The sequence below is a fragment of the Kurthia sp. YJT4 genome (assembly GCF_030219945.1).
In the GTDB taxonomy this organism is placed as follows: Bacteria; Bacillota; Bacilli; order Bacillales_A; family Planococcaceae; genus Kurthia; species Kurthia gibsonii.
In genome coordinates, this window is the sequence record NZ_CP126689.1 from 2,825,145 (window position 1) to 2,846,521 (window position 21,377).

Annotated in this window: 19 protein-coding genes, 2 pseudogenes and 1 riboswitch; of the genes and pseudogenes, 17 read left to right on the forward strand and 4 right to left on the reverse strand. The window is 37.6% G+C overall.

What is annotated here, in order from left to right:
• Positions 1-142: 142 nt before the first annotated feature.
• Positions 143-580: a transposase gene (locus QN089_RS14090; RefSeq protein ID WP_141274190.1), complete on the reverse strand. Its 438-nt coding sequence runs from the start codon at positions 578-580 to the stop codon at positions 143-145.
• Positions 581-950: 370 nt separating this feature from the next.
• Positions 951-1,193 (reverse strand): hypothetical protein, encoded by a 243-nt coding sequence (locus QN089_RS14095; protein WP_285215563.1) that lies wholly within the window; start codon positions 1,191-1,193, stop codon positions 951-953.
• Positions 1,194-1,631: 438 nt separating this feature from the next.
• On the opposite strand from QN089_RS14095, the gene QN089_RS14100 reads away from it, so the two are divergent.
• The 17 genes and pseudogenes from QN089_RS14100 to QN089_RS14180 all read left to right on the forward strand — a co-directional run.
• Positions 1,632-1,946 carry a YdcP family protein gene (locus QN089_RS14100; RefSeq protein WP_000420682.1) on the forward strand — a complete coding sequence of 105 codons (315 nt, stop codon included), beginning with the start codon at positions 1,632-1,634 and terminating at the stop codon, positions 1,944-1,946.
• A gap of 18 nt (positions 1,947-1,964) precedes the next feature.
• On the forward strand, positions 1,965-2,348 hold the full coding sequence (locus tag QN089_RS14105; RefSeq protein WP_001234286.1) for a YdcP family protein: 384 nt from the start codon (positions 1,965-1,967) through the stop codon (positions 2,346-2,348).
• Between the two features lie 28 nt (positions 2,349-2,376).
• Positions 2,377-3,762 (forward strand): FtsK/SpoIIIE domain-containing protein, encoded by a 1,386-nt coding sequence (locus tag QN089_RS14110; protein WP_285215564.1) that lies wholly within the window; start codon positions 2,377-2,379, stop codon positions 3,760-3,762.
• A gap of 177 nt (positions 3,763-3,939) precedes the next feature.
• Entirely contained in the window at positions 3,940-5,145 is a 1,206-nt protein-coding gene (gene mobT, locus QN089_RS14120; protein WP_285215565.1) for a MobT family relaxase, read from the forward strand.
• Between the two features lie 42 nt (positions 5,146-5,187).
• Positions 5,188-5,409: a hypothetical protein gene (locus tag QN089_RS14125; protein WP_001009056.1), complete on the forward strand. Its 222-nt coding sequence runs from the start codon at positions 5,188-5,190 to the stop codon at positions 5,407-5,409.
• A 116-nt stretch (positions 5,410-5,525) separates the two neighbouring features.
• A complete protein-coding gene (locus tag QN089_RS14130) occupies positions 5,526-6,023 on the forward strand; it encodes an antirestriction protein ArdA (protein WP_002324555.1) in 498 nt (165 codons plus the stop codon).
• An 87-nt stretch (positions 6,024-6,110) separates the two neighbouring features.
• The gene (locus QN089_RS14135; RefSeq protein ID WP_002324554.1) at positions 6,111-6,503 is read left to right on the forward strand and encodes a conjugal transfer protein; all 393 of its coding nucleotides are present in this window, start codon (positions 6,111-6,113) and stop codon (positions 6,501-6,503) included.
• Positions 6,487-8,934: a conjugal transfer ATPase TcpF gene (tcpF, locus tag QN089_RS14140; RefSeq protein WP_285215566.1), complete on the forward strand. Its 2,448-nt coding sequence runs from the start codon at positions 6,487-6,489 to the stop codon at positions 8,932-8,934. The genes QN089_RS14135 and tcpF overlap by 17 nt, the downstream gene beginning before the upstream one ends.
• A 2-nt stretch (positions 8,935-8,936) precedes the next feature.
• Entirely contained in the window at positions 8,937-11,114 is a 2,178-nt protein-coding gene (locus tag QN089_RS14145; RefSeq protein WP_285215567.1) for a CD3337/EF1877 family mobilome membrane protein, read from the forward strand.
• Entirely contained in the window at positions 11,111-12,112 is a 1,002-nt protein-coding gene (locus QN089_RS14150) for a bifunctional lytic transglycosylase/C40 family peptidase (protein WP_000769868.1), read from the forward strand. The genes QN089_RS14145 and QN089_RS14150 overlap by 4 nt, the downstream gene beginning before the upstream one ends.
• Positions 12,109-13,041: a conjugal transfer protein gene (locus tag QN089_RS14155; protein WP_001224318.1), complete on the forward strand. Its 933-nt coding sequence runs from the start codon at positions 12,109-12,111 to the stop codon at positions 13,039-13,041. The genes QN089_RS14150 and QN089_RS14155 overlap by 4 nt, the downstream gene beginning before the upstream one ends.
• Positions 13,042-13,324: 283 nt before the next feature.
• Positions 13,325-13,402 carry a tetracycline resistance determinant leader peptide gene (locus QN089_RS14160; protein ID WP_078372222.1) on the forward strand — a complete coding sequence of 26 codons (78 nt, stop codon included), beginning with the start codon at positions 13,325-13,327 and terminating at the stop codon, positions 13,400-13,402.
• 15 nt (positions 13,403-13,417) lie between these two features.
• Positions 13,418-15,337 (forward strand): tetracycline resistance ribosomal protection protein Tet(M), encoded by a 1,920-nt coding sequence (gene tet(M) / locus QN089_RS14165; RefSeq protein ID WP_285215568.1) that lies wholly within the window; start codon positions 13,418-13,420, stop codon positions 15,335-15,337.
• 102 nt (positions 15,338-15,439) lie between these two features.
• Positions 15,440-15,502, forward strand: a pseudogene (locus QN089_RS16040) (tetracycline resistance efflux system leader peptide).
• Between the two features lie 33 nt (positions 15,503-15,535).
• Positions 15,536-16,912, forward strand: a complete 1,377-nt coding sequence (gene tet(L), locus QN089_RS14170) for a tetracycline efflux MFS transporter Tet(L) (RefSeq protein ID WP_285215569.1) — start codon at positions 15,536-15,538, stop codon at positions 16,910-16,912.
• A gap of 563 nt (positions 16,913-17,475) precedes the next feature.
• Positions 17,476-18,738: a MobV family relaxase gene (gene mobV, locus QN089_RS14175; RefSeq protein WP_000119405.1), complete on the forward strand. Its 1,263-nt coding sequence runs from the start codon at positions 17,476-17,478 to the stop codon at positions 18,736-18,738.
• Positions 18,739-18,799: 61 nt separating this feature from the next.
• Positions 18,800-19,477: pseudogene (locus QN089_RS14180) on the forward strand (site-specific integrase); the annotation flags it as partial.
• Between the two features lie 153 nt (positions 19,478-19,630).
• Here the strand turns inward: QN089_RS14180 and QN089_RS14185 are convergent.
• Positions 19,631-19,996: a hypothetical protein gene (locus QN089_RS14185; RefSeq protein WP_285215570.1), complete on the reverse strand. Its 366-nt coding sequence runs from the start codon at positions 19,994-19,996 to the stop codon at positions 19,631-19,633.
• 745 nt (positions 19,997-20,741) lie between these two features.
• Positions 20,742-20,909 carry a hypothetical protein gene (locus QN089_RS14190; protein ID WP_170214782.1) on the reverse strand — a complete coding sequence of 56 codons (168 nt, stop codon included), beginning with the start codon at positions 20,907-20,909 and terminating at the stop codon, positions 20,742-20,744.
• Between the two features lie 180 nt (positions 20,910-21,089).
• A riboswitch (cobalamin riboswitch) is annotated at positions 21,090-21,274 on the reverse strand.
• Between the last annotated feature and the right edge of the window lie 103 nt (positions 21,275-21,377).

The window sequence follows — 21,377 nt, forward strand, 5'->3', positions numbered from 1 at the left end:
CAAGATGAACAGAGAATAAAGAGAAAGAATAAACGAAAAATAGATAATTTTGTATAATTTTTAGACTATTTTGTATTTTTGAGTATGAAAAAGTGTCGCTCTATCATTTATTTAAATTAAGATAAACGAATATGCATTAAGCTTATAACTCTATTTCCATTTGATTTTCCCATTCGCCGATCACTAAATTAAGTGAATCTTCTTCATCTGTCAATCTAAAATAAATAGGTAAAGGCAATGTAACCATGGCTTTATCAAAGCATTTTTTCACCCAATCACTTACTTCTTTCATCGTAATTTCTTCTAAATCATGATCATCAAAAAAATTAACAAATTTTTCAAACTGCTCCCCTGTGTCAAACTTTTTATACAACCTAAAAGGACCAACTAAATAAATGCCATCGCTATATCCACTATTTTCACTAACTTGATTAACACCATGATACTCATACTGTCTCACCCAATTAAGAATCGATTTATCATCTGTACCAATCGATCTCGCTATTGTATATAAACTTTCCGTACCGTTTATATACCTTAAAGCGGCTTGTATTTTTTCTTCTGATGAATATTTTGCCATATAAAAACTGCACCTCCAATTAGTAGATGTGTCTAATAATTGAGGTGCAGTTCAATCATACGGGATTTGTTCATTCAGATCAATTTCCGCTTCGAAAAACGAATAGCGGTAGGCAAGAAAAGAACGCAACGTCCTGTTGCAAATCTTGCCCCACTACATCACGTAGCGTTCGGGCATGGCTTCAAACTCCTCGTCACTGCGTTCCTGTGAGGTTTTCAGCTCACGCTATTCCCGCAGGAGTCGTTTTCTACGCGTTCAATTGATTTGATTATTCGTATTTGAGACATATTATTTTGTTCTGTACCAGGCTTTTTTCTATCAACTTTCTAAGTCTTACTTTATTCAATAAAGTATCCTTATAATTATAATTTTAATCCTCTAAATCGTATTCTAACTTTGAATAATAATAACTTGTATCAAAATTAAGATTTATTAATTTGCCTAAGTCATAACTTTTTTGTTTATAAATTTCTTTCATAAATTGTAAGAAAATATAACGACAACCATATAACTCACTTATTGAATCTAAATCTTCTCGTAAATCGATATAATCAATTTCATCACCTAAAGAATCATGTGTAATTGTTTCAAATTCTAAATTCGTATGCCACATGAAATCTAAAAACCCTTGTAAAACAGCTTTTTTATACTCATCTAATGAAAAAGTAGCAAATACTTGTTTTTTATAATGAAATTCAACTGTTTTTTTATGATAAAAAATAGCATAAAAATCTAGTTATCCGCATAAAAACTGGACTTATCACACTTTATCAAGGTCAAAACCACTCAATTTACTACTAATTTACTACTTATGAATGAGCTTTGATACGACGATTTATCCTTGAAAAGTGAAGATATAAAGATACTTCCAATAAAATTTGAATATTTAATAGGTAGACACTTCAAAAAATGAGGTGTCTATTTTTTTACCCGATTTTGAAAGGAAGTGAACTTATGAAAACAAAAAATCAAGAATCAAAAGGTCGTTCCCCACTCTTTAAGACCATCAAACATTCATTCAGCCAATAAAAAAGAAAGGATAGGTAAAAATATGGAACTTAAATTTGTGATTCCCAACATGGAAAAAACATTCGGCAATTTAGAATTTGCTGGCGAGGATAAAGTCGTTCAGCGAAGAATCAACGGACGGCTAACTGTCTTATCAAGAAGCTATAATCTCTATTCTGATGTTCAAAGAGCAGATGATATTGTGGTGGTGCTTCCTGCTGAAGCTGGCGAAAAACATTTCGGCTTTGAGGAACGTGTGAAGTTAGTCAATCCACGTATTACCGCAGAGGGCTACAAAATCGGCACTCGTGGTTTTACAAATTACCTTTTACATGCTGACGACATGATAAAAGAATAAAGAAAGAGAGGAAAAATGATGAGATTAGCAAATGGCATTGTATTAGATAAAGACACGACTTTTGGAGAATTGAAATTCTCTGCTCTACGTCGTGAAGTGAGAATCCAAAATGAAGACGGGTCGGTTTCAGATGAAATCAAGGAACGTACCTATGACTTAAAATCCAAAGGACAAGGACGCATGATTCAAGTAAGTATTCCTGCCAGCGTGCCTTTGAAAGAGTTTGATTATAACGCACGGGTGGAACTTATCAATCCCATTGCGGACACCGTTGCTACTGCCACCTATCAAGGAGCAGATGTTGACTGGTATATCAAGGCAGACGATATTGTGCTGACAAAGGATTCTAGTTCATTCAAAGCTCAACCACAAGCAAAGAAAGAACCGACACAAGACAAATAGTCGCTAGGTAGAAAGGAGACTTTTTCGCATGAAACAGCGTGGTAAAAGGATTCGCCCATCTGGTAAAGATTTAGTCTTTCATTTTACGATAGCGTCACTCCTGCCTGTTTTCCTGCTGGTTGTCGGACTGTTTCATGTGAAGACAATCCAGCAGATCAACTGGCAGGATTTTAACCTATCACAAGCAGATAAGATTGACATTCCCTATTTAATTATCAGTTTCAGTGTCGCAATTCTTATCTGCTTGCTGGTAGCGTTTGTATTCAAACGGGTTCGCTATGATACGGTTAAACAACTTTACCACCGTCAAAAACTGGCAAAGATGATACTTGAAAACAAGTGGTATGAATCTGAACAGGTCAAAACAGAGGGTTTCTTTAAAGATAGTGCTGGTCGTACAAAGGAAAAGATAACCTACTTCCCTAAAATGTATTATCGACTTAAAAATGGCTTGATACAGATACGGGTGGAAATCGCGCTGGGAAAATATCAAGACCAACTCTTACACTTGGAAAAGAAATTAGAGAGTGGCTTGTACTGTGAGCTGACGGATAAAGAGTTAAAGGATTCCTATGTGGAATATACTTTGCTCTATGACACCATAGCCAGTCGTATTTCTATTGATGAAGTAGAAGCTAAAGATGGTAAACTTCGCTTAATGAAAAACGTATGGTGGGAATATGATAAGCTCCCTCATATGTTGATTGCTGGTGGTACAGGTGGCGGTAAAACTTACTTTATACTGACACTGATTGAAGCCTTGCTTCATACAGATTCAAAACTGTATATTCTTGACCCGAAAAATGCTGATCTTGCGGACTTAGGTTCTGTGATGGCAAATGTCTACTATAGAAAAGAAGACTTGCTTTCTTGCATTGAAACATTCTATGAAGAAATGATGAAACGTAGTGAGGAAATGAAGCAGATGAAGAACTATAAGACTGGCAAAAATTATGCTTACTTAGGTCTCCCGGCACACTTCTTAATCTTTGATGAATACGTCGCTTTCATGGAAATGCTGGGAACAAAAGAAAACACCGCAGTTATGAATAAGCTGAAACAGATTGTCATGTTAGGTCGTCAAGCTGGCTTCTTTCTAATACTGGCTTGTCAACGTCCAGACGCAAAATATTTAGGCGACGGAATCCGTGATCAGTTTAATTTCAGAGTGGCTTTAGGTCGTATGTCTGAAATGGGCTATGGCATGATGTTTGGCAGTGACGTACAAAAGGATTTCTTCTTAAAGCGAATCAAAGGTCGTGGCTATGTTGATGTAGGAACAAGTGTCATATCAGAGTTTTATACTCCCCTTGTACCAAAAGGATATGATTTCTTGGAGGAAATTAAAAAGTTATCCAACAGCAGACAGTCCACGCAGGCGACGTGCGAAGCGGAAGTCGCAGGTGTGGACTGATCTTGCTGGCTGGTGTGGCAATAGCCACGCCAGCACTTAACCCCCCGTATCTAACAGGGGGGTACAAATCGACAGGAAACAGTCAAAAAAACATTAGAAAATCCTTTGGTTACAAGGGATTTACAAAATTTCAGCGTATGTCAAATGGGCTTTAAAAGTTGACATACGCCTTTTTGATTGGAGGGATTTTTACTGAATGAACAAACTTGGTTACAGCATTTAAAAGAAAAACGCTTGGCTTATGGACTATCTCAAAACCGTTTAGCTGTTGCGACTGGCATTACAAGGCAATATCTTAGCGACATTGAAACTGGCAAGGTCAAGCCATCAGACGAATTACAACTGGCACTTTTAGAAACGCTGGAACGCTTCAATCCCGACGCTCCCCTTGAAATGCTCTTTGACTATGTAAGGATTCGGTTTCCAACAACAGACGTACAGCATGTGGTCGAGGACGTTTTACGATTGAAACTTTCCTATATGCTCCATGAAGACTATGGCTTCTATTCCTATACCGAACATTATGCTTTAGGCAATATTTTCGTCCTATGCTCTCATGAGCTGGATAAAGGGGTTCTAGTGGAATTGAAAGGTCGTGGGTGCAGACAATTTGAAAGCTATCTCTTAGCACAACAAAGAAGCTGGTATGAGTTCTTTATGGACGCTTTGGTGGCTAGTGGCGTGATGAAACGCCTTGACCTTGCCATCAACGATAAAACAGGGATTTTGAATATTCCCATACTGACGGAAAAATGCCGACAGGAAGAGTGTATTTCGGTGTTCCGCAGTTTCAAGAGCTATCGCAGTGGCGAACTGGTACGCAAAGATGAAAAGGAATGTATGGGAAACACACTTTATATCGGTTCATTACAAAGCGAAGTCTATTTCTGTATCTATGAAAAGGACTATGAGCAGTACAAGAAAAATGATATTCCCATTGAAGACGCAGAGGTTAAAAACCGTTTTGAAATCCGACTAAAAAATGAGCGTGCCTATTATGCAGTACGTGATTTACTTGCCTATGATAATCCAGAGCATACAGCTTTTAAGATTATCAATCGGTATATCCGCTTTGTGGATAAGGACGATTCAAAAGCACGTTCCGATTGGAAACTCAATGAAGAATGGGCATGGTTTATTGGAAACAATCGTGAACGATTAAAACTAACCACAAAACCAGAGCCTTACTCTTTCCAAAGGACACTAAACTGGCTATCTCATCAAGTCGCCCCGACCTTAAAGGTTGCTATTACACTTGATGAAATTAACCAGACGCAGGTTGTGAAAGACATTCTCGACCATGCGAAACTGACAGACCGACACAAGCAGATTTTAAAGCAACAGTCGGTAAAAGAACAGGACGTGATAACGAACAAAAAATAACTTAAATACAAATTTACTGAATACAGAAAGGAGAACATTTTTATGAATTTTGGACAAAACCTTTATAACTGGTTTCTATCAAATGCTCAATCACTGGTACTTTTAGCAATCGTTGTAATTGGCTTGTATCTTGGCTTCAAGCGTGAGTTTAGTAAACTGATTGGCTTTCTCATCATTGCGATTATTGCGGTGGGCTTGGTGTTCAACGCTGCTGGAGTAAAAGACATTTTATTAGAGCTATTTAATCGCATTATCGGTGCTTAAATTAAACCGTTATTTTGTGGAATATAAGTGGTTTTCTTATGTTCCGCAAAAGAATGGCACACCAAACGAAGTGCGGTAGGGATTTTTGAATCTCTACACAGAAAGGACGTGAACACATGGACGATATGCAAGTCTATATTGCCAACTTAGGTAAATACAATGAAGGAGAATTAGTCGGTGCTTGGTTTACCTTTCCCATTGATTTTGAAGAAGTCAAAGAGAAAATCGGCTTGAATGATGAATACGAGGAATACGCCATTCACGATTATGAGTTACCCTTTACGGTTGACGAATACACTTCTATTGGCGAACTCAATCGCCTATGGGAAATGGTATCGGAGTTGCCAGAGGAACTACAATCCGAGCTATCTGCTCTGCTCACTCATTTTTCAAGTATTGAGGAACTAAGCGAACATCAAGAGGATATTATTATTCACTCGGATTGTGATGATATGGAAGATGTTGCCCGTTACTACATTGAAGAAACTGGTGCTTTAGGCGAAGTACCAGCCAGTCTTCAAAACTATATTGATTACGAATCCTATGGTCGTGATTTAGAACTTTCGGGAACATTCATTTCTACCAATCATGGGATTTTTGAAATCACTCATTAAGTCTGTCGGTACATTACTACTGGCAGAGTTTCTTGTTTGCGGGGTAGCTTAAACAGCTATCCCTATTTTTATGAAAGGATTGATTCTATGAAGAAAATACGAAGCTATACCAGTATTTGGTCTGTTGAGAAAGTGCTGTACTCCATAAACGATTTTAGACTTCCGTTTCCCATAACCTTTACGCAAATGACGTGGTTTGTCGTGTCACTGTTTGCGGTTATGATACTTGGCAACGTGCCACCTCTTTCCATGATTGAGGGAGCATTTCTCAAATACTTTGGGATTCCTGTCGCTTTCACATGGTTTATGTCTACAAAAACCTTTGATGGTAAAAAGCCTTATGGATTTTTAAAGTCTGTCATTGCTTATGCACTGCGACCAAAGCTGACCTATGCAGGGAAAAAAGTAACCCTTGGCAGAAATCAGCCACAAGAAGCCATTACAGCAGTTAGGAGTGAATTTTATGGCATATCCAATTAAATACATTGAAAATAATCTGGTCTGGAATAAAGATGGCGAATGTTACGCCTATTATGAGCTTGTTCCTTACAATTACTCATTTCTAAGTCCAGAACAGAAAATACAAGTGCATGATTCTTTCAGACAGCTTATCGCACAAAATCGTGATGGCAAGATTCATGCCTTACAAATCAGTACAGAATCCAGCATACGTTCAGCACAAGAGCGTTCTAAAAATGAAGTCACTGGCAAGCTCAAAGCGATTGCCTATGACAAAATCGACCAACAGACAGACGCTTTAATATCCATGATTGGCGAAAATCAAGTGGATTACCGTTTCTTTATCGGCTTTAAGTTGCTTCTCAACGATCAGGAGTTTTCTATGAAAAGTCTTACCGTTGAAGCAAAAAATGCTTTGTCTGATTTTGTCTATGATGTGAACCATAAGCTGATGGGCGATTTTGTTAGTATGAGTAATGATGAAATCCTGCGTTTTCAGAAGATGGAAAAGCTCTTAGAAAATAAAATCTCTCGTCGTTTCAAAATCCGCAGGTTAGATAAGGACGACTTCGGCTATCTGATTGAACACCTTTACGGACAGACAGGCACTGCCTATGAAGAGTATGAGTACCATCTATCAAAGAAAAAGCTGGATAATGAAACGCTGATTAAATACTATGACTTGATTAAGCCTACTCGCTGTTTGGTGGAAGAAAAACAGCGATATTTGAAAATCCAGCAGGAAGATGAAACCGTCTATGTAGCTTACTTTACCATTAACAGCATTGTCGGAGAACTGGACTTCCCGTCCTCTGAAATCTTCTACTACCAGCAACAGCAATTTACATTCCCGATTGATACGTCAATGAATGTGGAAATTGTAGCGAATCGTAAAGCCCTATCTACTGTCCGCAATAAAAAGAAAGAACTGAAAGACTTGGATAACCACGCTTGGCAAAGTGATAATGAAACCAGCTCCAATGTGGCGGAAGCTCTGGAAAGTGTGAATGAGCTGGAAACCAATTTAGACCAAAGCAAGGAATCTATGTACAAGCTGTCTTATGTGGTAAGGGTATCAGCAAATGATCTTGACGAACTCAAACGTCGTTGTAATGAAGTGAAAGATTTTTATGACGATTTAAGCGTAAAACTGGTACGACCATTTGGGGATATGCTCGGCTTACATGAAGAATTTTTACCTGCCAGCAAGCGTTATATGAATGATTATATTCAATACGTGACCTCTGATTTCCTCGCTGGTTTAGGTTTTGGTGCTACTCAAATGCTGGGGGAAAATGAGGGGATTTATGTTGGCTACAGCTTAGATACTGGACGCAATGTCTATCTGAAACCTGCTCTTGCCAGTCAAGGGGTTAAGGGTTCAGTAACCAATGCGTTAGCGTCGGCTTTTGTTGGTTCGCTGGGTGGTGGTAAATCCTTTGCGAATAACCTTATCGTCTATTATGCGGTGCTTTATGGGGCACAAGCAGTGATTGTAGACCCAAAAGCAGAACGTGGCAGATGGAAAGAAACCTTGCCAGAGATTTCCCATGAAATCAATATCGTCACTCTGACTTCTGATGAGAAAAACAAAGGCTTACTTGACCCTTATGTGATTATGAAAAATCCCAAAGATTCTGAATCACTGGCTATTGATATTCTGACATTCCTTACGGGGATTTCCTCTCGTGATGGGGAACGCTTCCCAATCCTTAGAAAAGCCATTCGTGCAGTAACCAATAGTGAAGTACGAGGGTTGATGAAAGTGATTGAGGAATTACGGGTTGAGAATACGCCACTAAGTACCAGTATAGCCGACCATATCGAAAGTTTTACAGACTATGACTTTGCACATTTATTATTCAGTAATGGTTATGTGGAGCAGTCTATCAGCTTAGAAAAACAACTGAACATTATACAGGTTGCGGACTTGGTACTTCCCGACAAGGAAACTTCCTTTGAGGAATATACCACTATGGAGCTTTTATCCGTTGCTATGCTGATTGTCATTAGTACCTTTGCTTTAGACTTTATCCATACAGACCGAAGCATTTTCAAGATTGTAGATTTAGACGAAGCATGGAGCTTTTTACAGGTAGCACAAGGAAAAACACTATCTATGAAGCTGGTTCGGGCTGGTCGTGCTATGAACGCTGGGGTATATTTCGTGACCCAAAATACAGACGACCTCTTAGATGAAAAACTGAAAAATAACCTCGGCTTAAAATTTGCATTTCGTTCCACTGACCTTAACGAGATTAAAAAGACCTTAGCCTTTTTTGGTGTAGACCCAGAGGACGAAAACAATCAGAAGCGATTGCGTGATTTGGAAAACGGGCAATGCCTTATCAGTGATTTATATGGTCGTGTCGGTGTGATACAGTTCCACCCTGTATTTGAAGAACTGCTCCATGCCTTTGATACCAGACCACCTGTGCGAAAAGAGGTGTAAATGTGAAACCATCAATAGTAAACAGAATAAAATCAAACTGGACGCTGAAACGTCTAGGTAAAGTGGCAATGACAGTGGCTTTCACACTTGTGATTGCCATTTTTCTTTTAGCCATGCTGGGAACGGTGGTTCAAGCTGCGGGCTTGGTAGATGATACGGTCAATGTGGCAAATGAATACAGCCGATACCCACTTGAAAACTATCAACTGGATTTTTATGTGGATAATAGCTGGGGCTGGCTTCCGTGGAACTGGTCGGACGGGATTGGAAAACAGGTCATGTATGGACTATATGCCATTACCAATTTTATTTGGACAATCAGTTTGTATGTTTCCAATGCGACAGGTTACTTAGTACAGGAAGCCTATTCCTTAGACTTCATTTCCGCTACAGCAGATTCCATTGGTAAGAATATGCAGACCTTAGCTGGTGTGAGTGCAAACGGATTTTCAACAGAGGGTTTCTATGTTGGATTCCTCTTACTCTTGATTTTGGTTCTTGGGGTTTATGTTGCCTATACGGGACTGATAAAGAGAGAAACCACAAAGGCAATTCATGCCATTATGAATTTTGTGCTGGTGTTTATCCTATCGGCTTCCTTTATTGCCTACGCTCCCGACTACATTAAAAAAATCAATGACTTTTCATCAGACATCAGTAATGCCAGTTTATCACTTGGCACGAAGATTGTCATGCCCCATTCCGATAGTCAAGGCAAGGACAGCGTGGACTTAATCAGAGATAGCCTGTTTTCCATACAGGTTCAGCAACCGTGGCTACTGCTTCAATACAACAGTTCAGACATTGAAAGTATCGGTATTGACCGTGTGGAAAGCCTGCTCTCCACCAGCCCAGATTCCAACAATGGCGAAGACAGAGAAAAAATTGTTGCGGAAGAAATTGAAGACAGAAGCAATACCAATCTAACCATTACAAAGACCATTAACCGTTTAGGTACAGTCTTCTTCCTATTTGTCTTCAATATTGGGATTTCCATATTTGTATTCCTATTAACAGGAATCATGATTTTCTCGCAGGTACTTTTTATCATCTATGCTATGTTTCTGCCTGTGAGCTTTATTTTAAGCATGATTCCATCATTTGATGGTATGTCAAAACGAGCCATAACAAAGCTCTTTAATACCATTTTGACACGAGCTGGAATCACATTGATTATTACGACAGCATTTAGTATTTCAACCATGCTCTATACCTTATCGGCTGGTTATCCGTTCTTTTTGATTGCTTTTCTACAGATTGCGACCTTTGCAGGAATCTACTTCAAGCTGGGCGATTTAATGAGTATGTTTTCTCTACAGAGTAACGATTCTCAAAGTGTGGGAAGTCGTGTGATGAGAAAACCTCGTATGCTTATGCACGCTCACATGCACCGTCTACAGCGGAAACTTGGACGTTCCATGACTACTCTAGGGGCTGGGTCTGCCATTGTTACAGGTAAAAAAGGACAGTCGGGTTCGGGGAGTTCTGCAAGGACACAAGCAGATCACTCCCGACCAGACGGAAAGGAAAAATCAACACTTGGAAAACGTATCGGTCAAACCATCGGTACAGTAGCTGATACCAAAGACAGAATGGTAGACACTGCTAGTGGTTTGAAAGAACAGGTTAAAGATTTGCCGACCAATGCAAGATATGCAGTATATCAAGGAAAATCCAAAGTAAAAGAGAATGTCCGTGATTTAACCAGTAGTATTTCTCAAACCAAAGCGGACAGAGCCAGTGGACGCAAGGAACAGCAGGAACAAAGGCGAAAAACCATTGCGAAGCGTCGCTCTGAAATGGAACAGGTCAAACAGAAAAAACAGCCTGCTTCTTCTGTTCATGAAAGACCGACTACAAGACAAGAACAATATCATGATGAACAGACCTCAAAACAGTCTAATATTCAGACTTCATATAAGGAATCTCAACAAGCCAAACAAGAGCGTCCAGCAGTTAAGTCCGATTTTTCAAGTCCAAAAGTGGAACGCCAAGGCAATACCGTTCAAGAAAAAACCGTTCAAAAGCCAGCAACTTCAACCACTACAGCAGATAGAACTTCACAACGTCCAATCACAAAAGAACGTCCGTCTACTGTTCAAAGAGTACCACTACAAAATACAAGAAGTAGACCACCAATCAAAACCGCCACCATTAAGAAAGTCGGTAAGAAACCATGAAGTTGAAAACTTTAGTGATTGGTGGTTCTGGATTATTCTTGATGGTCTTCTCACTGCTTCTGTTTGTTGCCATTTTATTTTCAGATGAACAGGACAGCGGAATTTCCAATATTCATTATGGAGGTGTGAATGTTTCCGCAGAAGTGCTGGCTCATAAGCCTATGGTAGAAAAATATGCCAAAGAATATGGCGTTGAAGAATATGTCAACATACTTCTTGCGATTATACAGGTGGAATCGGGCGGTACTGCGGAAGATGTTATGCAGTCCTCGGAATCCCTCGGTCTTCCACCTAATTCATTGAGTACAGAAGAATCCATTAAGCAAGGTGTGAAGTATTTCAGTGAATTATTAGCCAGTAGCGAAAGGCTCAGTGTAGATTTAGAATCGGTTATCCAGTCCTACAATTATGGTGGTGGTTTCTTAGGGTATGTGGCTAATCGTGGAAATAAATATACCTTTGAACTGGCTCAAAGTTTCTCAAAAGAGTATTCAGGTGGCGAAAAAGTGTCTTACCCCAATCCCATAGCCATACCTATCAATGGGGGCTGGCGATACAACTATGGCAATATGTTTTATGTGCAACTGGTAACGCAGTATCTTGTCACAACAGAGTTTGATGATGATACGGTACAAGCCATCATGGACGAAGCACTGAAATATGAGGGCTGGCGATACGTTTACGGTGGAGCTTCCCCGACTACTTCTTTTGATTGTAGCGGACTGACACAATGGACGTATGGAAAAGCTGGAATTAACTTACCACGAACCGCACAACAGCAATATGATGTGACCCAGCATATCCCACTATCGGAAGCACAAGCTGGCGATTTGGTTTTCTTTCATTCTACCTATAACGCTGGCTCTTATATTACTCATGTTGGGATATACCTTGGCAATAACCGTATGTTTCATGCAGGCGACCCAATCGGTTATGCCGACTTAACAAGCCCCTACTGGCAACAGCATTTAGTGGGAGCAGGACGAATCAAACAATGAGAAAGGAAGATTTAATGATGAAATTTAGAAAAAATCAGAATAAAGAAAAACAGATACCAAAGGAAAAGAAACCTCGTGTCTATAAGGTCAATCCTCATAAAAAGGTTGTGATTGCCTTGTGGGTACTTTTAGGGCTTAGTTTCAGCTTTGCGATATTCAAGCACTTTACAGCTATAGATACTCATACTATTCACGAAACAACTATCATAGAAAAGGAATACGTTGATACTCATCATGTAGAAAATTTTGTAGAGAACTTTGCGAAAGTCTACTATTCATGGGAGCAATCCGATAAGTCCATTGATAATCGAATGGAAAGTCTAAAAGGCTATCTGACAGATGAACTTCAAGCTCTCAATGTTGATACAGTACGCAAAGATATTCCTGTATCGTCTTCTGTAAGAGGATTTCAGATATGGACGGTAGAGCCAACTGGCGACAATGAGTTTAATGTAACCTACAGTGTAGACCAGCTCATTACAGAGGGAGAAAATACAAAGACCGTCCACTCTGCTTATATAGTGAGTGTCTATGTAGATGGTTCTGGAAATATGGTACTGGTTAAGAATCCGACCATTACCAACATACCTAAGAAATCAAGTTATAAACCAAAAGCCATTGAAAGTGAGGGGACGGTTGATTCCATTACAACCAATGAAATCAATGAGTTTTTAACGACGTTCTTCAAGCTCTATCCTACAGCGACAGCCAGTGAACTTTCCTACTATGTGAATGACGGGATATTAAAACCAATCGGAAAAGAGTACATCTTTCAAGAACTGGTAAATCCTATTCACAATCGTAAGGATAATCAAGTCACGGTATCGCTGACAGTGGAGTATATCGACCAGCAGACCAAAGCAACGCAGGTATCTCAATTTGATTTGGTACTTGAAAAGAACGGGAGTAATTGGAAGATTATAGAATAACAAATATTGGTACATTATTACAGCTATTTTGTAATCACGTACTCTCTTTGATAAAAAATTGGAGATTCCTTTACAAATATGCTCTTACGTGCTATTATTTAAGTATCTATTTAAAAGGAGTTAATAAATATGCGGCAAGGTATTCTTAAATAAACTGTCAATTTGATAGTGGGAACAAATAATTGGATGTCCTTTTTTAGGAGGGCTTAGTTTTTTGTACCCAGTTTAAGAATACCTTTATCATGTGATTCTAAAGTATCCGGAGAATATCTGTATGCTTTGTATGCCTATGGTTATGCATAAAAATCCCAGTGATAAGAGTATTTATCACTGGGATTTTTATGCCCTTTTGGGCTTTTGAATGGAGGAAAATCACATGAAAATTATTAATATTGGAGTTTTAGCTCATGTTGATGCGGGAAAAACTACCTTAACAGAAAGCTTATTATATAACAGTGGAGCGATTACAGAATTAGGAAGCGTGGACAAAGGTACAACGAGGACGGATAATACGCTTTTAGAACGTCAGAGAGGAATTACAATTCAGACAGGAATAACCTCTTTTCAGTGGGAAAATACGAAGGTGAACATCATAGACACGCCAGGACATATGGATTTCTTAGCAGAAGTATATCGTTCATTATCAGTTTTAGATGGGGCAATTCTACTGATTTCTGCAAAAGATGGCGTACAAGCACAAACTCGTATATTATTTCATGCACTTAGGAAAATGGGGATTCCCACAATCTTTTTTATCAATAAGATTGACCAAAATGGAATTGATTTATCAACGGTTTATCAGGATATTAAAGAGAAACTTTCTGCCGAAATTGTAATCAAACAGAAGGTAGAACTGTATCCTAATATGTGTGTGACGAACTTTACCGAATCTGAACAATGGGATACGGTAATAGAGGGAAACGATGACCTTTTAGAGAAATATATGTCCGGTAAATCATTAGAAGCATTGGAACTCGAACAAGAGGAAAGCATAAGATTTCAGAATTGTTCTCTGTTCCCTCTTTATCATGGAAGTGCAAAAAGTAATATAGGGATTGATAACCTTATAGAAGTTATTACTAATAAATTTTATTCATCAACACATCGAGGTCCGTCTGAACTTTGCGGAAATGTTTTCAAAATTGAATATACAAAAAAAAGACAACGTCTTGCATATATACGCCTTTATAGTGGAGTACTACATTTACGAGATTCGGTTAGAGTATCAGAAAAAGAAAAAATAAAAGTTACAGAAATGTATACTTCAATAAATGGTGAATTATGTAAGATTGATAGAGCTTATTCTGGAGAAATTGTTATTTTGCAAAATGAGTTTTTGAAGTTAAATAGTGTTCTTGGAGATACAAAACTATTGCCACAGAGAAAAAAGATTGAAAATCCGCACCCTCTACTACAAACAACTGTTGAACCGAGTAAACCTGAACAGAGAGAAATGTTGCTTGATGCCCTTTTGGAAATCTCAGATAGTGATCCGCTTCTACGATATTACGTGGATTCTACGACACATGAAATTATACTTTCTTTCTTAGGGAAAGTACAAATGGAAGTGATTAGTGCACTGTTGCAAGAAAAGTATCATGTGGAGATAGAACTAAAAGAGCCTACAGTCATTTATATGGAGAGACCGTTAAAAAATGCAGAATATACCATTCACATCGAAGTGCCGCCAAATCCTTTCTGGGCTTCCATTGGTTTATCTGTATCACCGCTTCCGTTGGGAAGTGGAATGCAGTATGAGAGCTCGGTTTCTCTTGGATACTTAAATCAATCATTTCAAAATGCAGTTATGGAGGGGATACGCTATGGCTGTGAACAAGGATTGTATGGTTGGAATGTGACGGACTGTAAAATCTGTTTTAAGTATGGCTTATACTATAGCCCTGTTAGTACCCCAGCAGATTTTCGGATGCTTGCTCCTATTGTATTGGAACAAGTTTTAAAAAAAGCTGGAACAGAATTGTTAGAGCCATATCTTAGTTTTAAAATTTATGCACCACAAGAATATCTTTCACGAGCATATGACGATGCTCCTAAATATTGTGCGAACATCGTAGACACTCAACTGAAAAATAATGAGGTCATTCTTAGTGGAGAAATTCCTGCTCGGTGTATTCAAGAATATCGTAATGATTTAACTTTCTTTACAAATGGACGTAGCGTTTGTTTAACAGAGTTAAAAGGATATCAGGTTACCACTGGCGAACCTGTTTGCCAGCCCCGTCGTCCAAATAGTCGGATAGATAAAGTACGATATATGTTCAATAAAATAACTTAGCACATTTTATATTGTTATATAAATGTGGCTTCTTGTTAAACGAAACGAGATGAAATATTTTTTAATAAAGATTTGAATTAAAGTGTAAAGGAGGAATTAATTATGAAGTGAAATGAATGTAACAGGGTTCAATTAAAAGAGGGAAACGTATCATTAGCCCTATAAACTGCGTTTACCCTCATTATTGGAGGGCGAAATGTGAATACGTCTTATTCACAATCAAATTTACGACACAACCAAATTTTAATTTGGCTTTGCGTTCTATCTTTTTTTAGCGTATTAAATGAAATGGTTTTGAACGTCTCATTACCTGATATTGCAAATGATTTTAATAAACCACCTGCGAGTACAAACTGGGTGAACACAGCCTTTATGTTAACCTTTTCCATTGGAACAGCTGTATATGGAAAGCTATCTGATCAATTAGGCATCAAAAGGTTACTCCTATTTGGAATTATAATAAATTGTTTCGGGTCGGTAATTGGGTTTGTTGGCCATTCTTTCTTTTCCTTACTTATTATGGCTCGTTTTATTCAAGGGGCTGGTGCAGCTGCATTTCCAGCACTCGTAATGGTTGTAGTTGCGCGCTATATTCCAAAGGAAAATAGGGGTAAAGCATTTGGTCTTATTGGATCGATAGTAGCCATGGGAGAAGGAGTCGGTCCAGCGATTGGTGGAATGATAGCCCATTATATTCATTGGTCCTATCTTCTACTCATTCCTATGATAACAATTATCACTGTTCCGTTTCTTATGAAATTATTAAAGAAAGAAGTAAGGATAAAAGGTCATTTTGATATCAAAGGAATTATACTAATGTCTGTAGGCATTGTATTTTTTATGTTGTTTACAACATCATATAGCATTTCTTTTCTTATCGTTAGCGTGCTGTCATTCCTGATATTTGTAAAACATATCAGGAAAGTAACAGATCCTTTTGTTGATCCCGGATTAGGGAAAAATATACCTTTTATGATTGGAGTTCTTTGTGGGGGAATTATATTTGGAACAGTAGCAGGGTTTATCTCTATGGTTCCTTACATGATGAAAGATGTACATCAACTAAGCACTGCTGCAATTGGCAGTGTGATTATTTTCCCTGGAACAATGAGCGTTATTATCTTCGGTTACATTGGTGGATTACTTGTTGATAGAAAAGGTCCATTGTACGTGTTAACCATTGGAGTTACATTTCTTTCCGTTAGCTTTTTAATTGCTGCCTTTTTTTTAGAAGTAACACCATGGTTACTGACAATTATATTAGTTTTTGTTTTTGGTGGGCTGTCATTCACCAAAACAGTTATATCTACAATTGTTTCAAGTAGTTTGAAACAAAAGGAAGCTGGTGCCGGAATGAGTTTGCTTAATTTTACCAGCTTTTTATCAGAGGGAACAGGTATTGCAATTGTTGGTGGTTTATTATCTGTACGCTTGCTGAATCAGAAGTTGCTACCTATGGACCTTGATCAATCCACTTACTTGTATAGTAATATGCTATTCCTTTTTACAGGAGTCGTTGTCACTAGTTGGCTGATCACCTTGAATGTATATAAACATTCTCAAAGGGATTTCTAAATCGTTAAGGGATCAACTTTGGGAGAGAGTTCAAAATTGATCCTTTTTTTATAACAGGAATTCAAATCTTTTTGTTCCATTAAAGGGCGCGATTGCTGAATAAAAGATACGAGAGACCTCTCTTGTATCTTTTTTATTTTGAGTGGTTTTGTCCGTTACACTAGAAAACCGAAAGACAATAAAAATTTTATTCTTGCTGAGTCTGGCTTTCGGTAAGCTAGACAAAACGGACAAAATAAAAATTGGCAAGGGTTTAAAGGTGGAGATTTTTTGAGTGATCTTCTCAAAAAATACTACCTGTCCCTTGCTGATTTTTAAACGAGCACGAGAGCAAAACCCCCCTTTGCTGAGGTGGCAGAGGGCAGGTTTTTTTGTTTCTTTTTTCTCGTAAAAAAAAGAAAGGTCTTAAAGGTTTTATGGTTTTGGTCGGCACTGCCGACAGCCTCGCAGAGCACACACTTTATGAATATAAAGTATAATGTGTTATACTTTACTTGGAAGTGGTTGCCGGAAAGAGCGAAAATGCCTCACATTTGTGCCACCTAAAAAGGAGCGATTTACATATGAGTTATGCAGTTTGTAGAATGCAAAAAGTGAAATCAGCTGGACTAAAAGGCATGCAATTTCATAATCAAAGAGAGCGAAAAAGTAGAACGAATGATGATATTGACCATGAGCGAACACGTGAAAATTATGATTTGAAAAATGATAAAAATATTGATTACAACGAACGTGTCAAAGAAATTATTGAATCACAAAAAACAGGTACAAGAAAAACGAGGAAAGATGCTGTTCTTGTAAATGAGTTGCTAGTAACATCTGACCGAGATTTTTTTGAGCAACTGGATCCAGGAGAACAAAAACGATTTTTTGAGGAAAGTTATAAATTATTTTCCGAACGATATGGCAAGCAAAATATTGCTTATGCAACAGTTCATAATGATGAGCAAACCCCTCACATGCATTTAGGTGTTGTGCCTATGCGTGATGGAAAACTGCAAGGAAAAAATGTGTTTAATCGTCAAGAACTGTTATGGCTACAAGATAAATTCCCCGAGCATATGAAAAAACAGGGTTTTGAGTTGAAGCGTGGTGAACGTGGCTCTGACCGTAAACATATTGAGACAGCTAAATTTAAAAAACAAACTTTGGAAAAAGAGATTGATTTTCTAGAAAAAAATTTAGCAGTTAAAAAAGATGAATGGACTGCTTATAGCGATAAAGTTAAATCAGATTTAGAAGTACCAGCGAAACGACACATGAAAAGTGTTGAAGTGCCAACGGGTGAAAAGTCCATGTTTGGTTTGGGAAAAGAAATAATGAAAACAGAAAAGAAACCAACCAAAAATGTTGTTATATCGGAGCGTGATTATAAAAACTTAGTGACTGCTGCGAGAGATAACGATAGGTTAAAACAGCATGTTAGAAATCTCATGAGTACTGATATGGCGAGAGAATATAAAAAATTAAGTAAAGAACATGGGCAAGTTAAAGAAAAATATAGTGGTCTTGTAGAGCGATTTAATGAAAATGTAAATGATTATAATGAGTTGCTTGAAGAAAACAAGTCTTTAAAGTCTAAAATAAGCGATTTAAAGCGTGATGTGAGTTTAATCTATGAAAGCACTAAGGAATTCCTTAAGGAACGTACAGACGGCTTAAAAGCCTTTAAAAACGTTTTTAAGGGGTTTGTAGACAAGGTAAAGGATAAAACAGCACAATTCCAAGAAAAACACGATTTAGAACCTAAAAAGAACGAATTTGAACTAACTCATAACCGAGAGGTAAAAAAAGAACGAAGTCGAGATCAGGGAATGAGTTTATAAAATAAAAAAAGCACCTGAAAAGGTGTCTTTTTTTGATGGTTTTGAACTTGTTCTTTCTTATCTTGATGATGATACTGTCCCTAAGACCGTACTAACAGAAGAACAGGAAGAAAAACTGTTAGCCTTTGCAAAAGCTGATAAAACCTACAGCAAAAATTATGATGAAATTCTGATACTCTTAAAAACAGGTCTTCGTATTTCAGAGTTTGGTGGTTTGACACTTCCAGATTTAGATTTTGAGAATCGTCTTGTCAATATAGACCATCAGCTATTGAGAGATACTGAAATTGGGTACTACATTGAAACACCAAAGACCAAAAGTGGCGAACGTCAAGTTCCTATGGTTGAAGAAGCCTATCAAGCATTTAAGCGAGTGTTAGCGAATCGAAAGAATGATAAGCGTGTTGAGATTGATGGATATAGTGATTTCCTCTTTCTTAATAGAAAGAACTATCCAAAAGTGGCAAGTGATTACAACGGCATGATGAAAGGTCTTGTTAAGAAATACAATAAGTATAACGAGGATAAATTGCCACACATCACTCCACATAGTTTGCGACATACATTCTGTACCAACTATGCAAATGCAGGAATGAATCCAAAGGCATTACAGTACATTATGGGACATGCTAATATAGCCATGACGCTGAACTATTACGCACATGCAACATTCGATTCTGCAATGGCAGAAATGAAACGCTTGAATAAAGAGAAGCAACAGGAGCGTCTTGTTGCTTAGTAGTACAAATGAATTTACTACTTATTTACCACTTCTGACAGCTAAGACATGAGGAAATATGCAAAGAAACGTGAAGTATCTTCCTACAGTAAAAATACTCGAAAGCACATAGAATAAGGCTTTACGAGCATTTAAGAAAATATAAAAAGATAATTAGAAATTTATACTTTGTTTGTGTAAAAAAATTCTAATTTTAAAATTATCCATAACATAATCGTCTGCATAAAATATTAGATGATCGAGTTTTTCAATAGATTTATCTTTTGGTAATAAAGTTAAAACCAAATTATACCAAAACCTATATAATTCAAATACTTCTGTATTAAAAGGCAAGGGTTTTCCATCTACACAAAAAACTACTTTACCTCCAGGATATCCTCCAGATCGTCCAAATTCATAATTAAATACATCTAAACCTTCTAAATGGGTCATTTCTATGTAGCCTGGGTACTCTTGATTTTTATTTAACTCTTCTTTTTCAGGGGGGATTGTAATATACGATTTAATTTCTAATTTCATATGTTTTACTCCTTAATTTCAAGATTTAGGATAAAAAGAAGATACTGTAGTATGGTACCTGTAGTTAGGACACTCGATAAAAAGAGTGTTTTAATCACAGGTATTTTTTTATATACTTTACATTCAAGCTATAGGAAGAAGGCGACGTCATGAGTAAAATCATATTTACAAAACAAGAAATCGAAACACTTCTTTCATTAAAAAAGTTTAAAACCTAATCATACCATTAAAATTCAAAATAAATCATTTTTTTATTAAAAAAGGGGAAAATAGATTAAATTAACAAAAAAGAGCATCTAGAGGGTTTTTAACGTTCTTCAAGTTTGAAAGGAGTAATTGGCTCGTCGTGTGGGGCGGAAATCCCACAGAGTATCTTTATTTACGTTTAAGGATTATATCTGGAATAGCTGAGAAGCGTTTTTGACGGTTACGCTGAAAAGTCCAAGTTGACCTAGAAGGTTAAATGTGTTTGAAAGTCGCCTTGGCGAAGTCCAAATAACCGTCAAAATTTCGGAATGCAAGGGCTTGAGGGTGGAGATTTTTTGAATGTCTTTATCAAAAAATACTACCCATCCCTTGCGTGGAGAAAAGCCCTTATATAGAGAGTGAGAGTATAAGACCTATTAAAAGTTTAATAAAAATTGTTATATCAATAGTTTTGGAGATTTAGCACCGTATCAAAGAAAATACCGTATGATTTTTTGAAATCATACGGTATAACGAATGTAAATTGATATTTGATTAATTAACCAACTAACTCATTTTTCACTTGTTCATATGCTTGCCAAATCATTGTAGCATCTGTCGTAGATTGTGAAGCGAGTTGTTCAGCTGTTTCTTGTAAAGATTGTGTATCATGTCCTGCAAGCTTCATCATGACTTGTTGTTTAAATTGTTCTACATAAGATTCCATACGTAATTCCTCCTCTATTGAATCATTTATTCATAGTGGCAGAATTACGTATTGTTCGTAGTACAGCACAAAAAAACAGTGGGATGATTTAGACATCTCCATCGGTTTTTCGTCGTACTGTGAGTATGTAATCCATATTGTGTTCGCATACTCAAACACCTCCTATCCGCGTAGGTTTTTGGTTGTACTCGAAGATTGGCAGGTCTCCTGGCTCGTATTCAATGCACTTTTCACCTTCCCATCTCATAAGACAGTGGTTTATCGAAAAGCACTCCTACTTACAGTTGCGGGACAGCGACGGACTTTCACCGTTCTTCCCTTTTAAACAAGTGCCATACACTTGTACCAACTTCTATTATTCCGTTTGACTTTATTATACAAGAAAAGAAAACAGGCTGGGACAAAACATGTCATTTTCCTTTTTTAGCGTTCGCAACGAAAAACCGGAACCGTGCTACAGCGCGATTC

Excerpts from the sequence above, each read along its gene's own strand:
- QN089_RS14090 (WP_141274190.1), bottom strand. The coding sequence starts at position 580 with ATGGCAAAATATTCATCAGAAGAAAAAATACAAGCCGCTTTAAGGTAT.
- QN089_RS14095 (WP_285215563.1), bottom strand. The coding sequence starts at position 1,193 with ATGTGGCATACGAATTTAGAATTTGAAACAATTACACATGATTCTTTA.
- QN089_RS14100 (WP_000420682.1), top strand. The coding sequence starts at position 1,632 with ATGGAACTTAAATTTGTGATTCCCAACATGGAAAAAACATTCGGCAAT.
- QN089_RS14105 (WP_001234286.1), top strand. The coding sequence starts at position 1,965 with ATGAGATTAGCAAATGGCATTGTATTAGATAAAGACACGACTTTTGGA.
- QN089_RS14110 (WP_285215564.1), top strand. The coding sequence starts at position 2,377 with ATGAAACAGCGTGGTAAAAGGATTCGCCCATCTGGTAAAGATTTAGTC.
- QN089_RS14125 (WP_001009056.1), top strand. The coding sequence starts at position 5,188 with ATGAATTTTGGACAAAACCTTTATAACTGGTTTCTATCAAATGCTCAA.
- QN089_RS14130 (WP_002324555.1), top strand. The coding sequence starts at position 5,526 with ATGGACGATATGCAAGTCTATATTGCCAACTTAGGTAAATACAATGAA.
- QN089_RS14135 (WP_002324554.1), top strand. The coding sequence starts at position 6,111 with ATGAAGAAAATACGAAGCTATACCAGTATTTGGTCTGTTGAGAAAGTG.
- tcpF (WP_285215566.1), top strand. The coding sequence starts at position 6,487 with ATGGCATATCCAATTAAATACATTGAAAATAATCTGGTCTGGAATAAA.
- QN089_RS14150 (WP_000769868.1), top strand. The coding sequence starts at position 11,111 with ATGAAGTTGAAAACTTTAGTGATTGGTGGTTCTGGATTATTCTTGATG.
- QN089_RS14155 (WP_001224318.1), top strand. The coding sequence starts at position 12,109 with ATGAGAAAGGAAGATTTAATGATGAAATTTAGAAAAAATCAGAATAAA.
- QN089_RS14160 (WP_078372222.1), top strand. The coding sequence starts at position 13,325 with ATGCCTATGGTTATGCATAAAAATCCCAGTGATAAGAGTATTTATCAC.
- mobV (WP_000119405.1), top strand. The coding sequence starts at position 17,476 with ATGAGTTATGCAGTTTGTAGAATGCAAAAAGTGAAATCAGCTGGACTA.
- QN089_RS14185 (WP_285215570.1), bottom strand. The coding sequence starts at position 19,996 with ATGAAATTAGAAATTAAATCGTATATTACAATCCCCCCTGAAAAAGAA.
- QN089_RS14190 (WP_170214782.1), bottom strand. The coding sequence starts at position 20,909 with ATGGAATCTTATGTAGAACAATTTAAACAACAAGTCATGATGAAGCTT.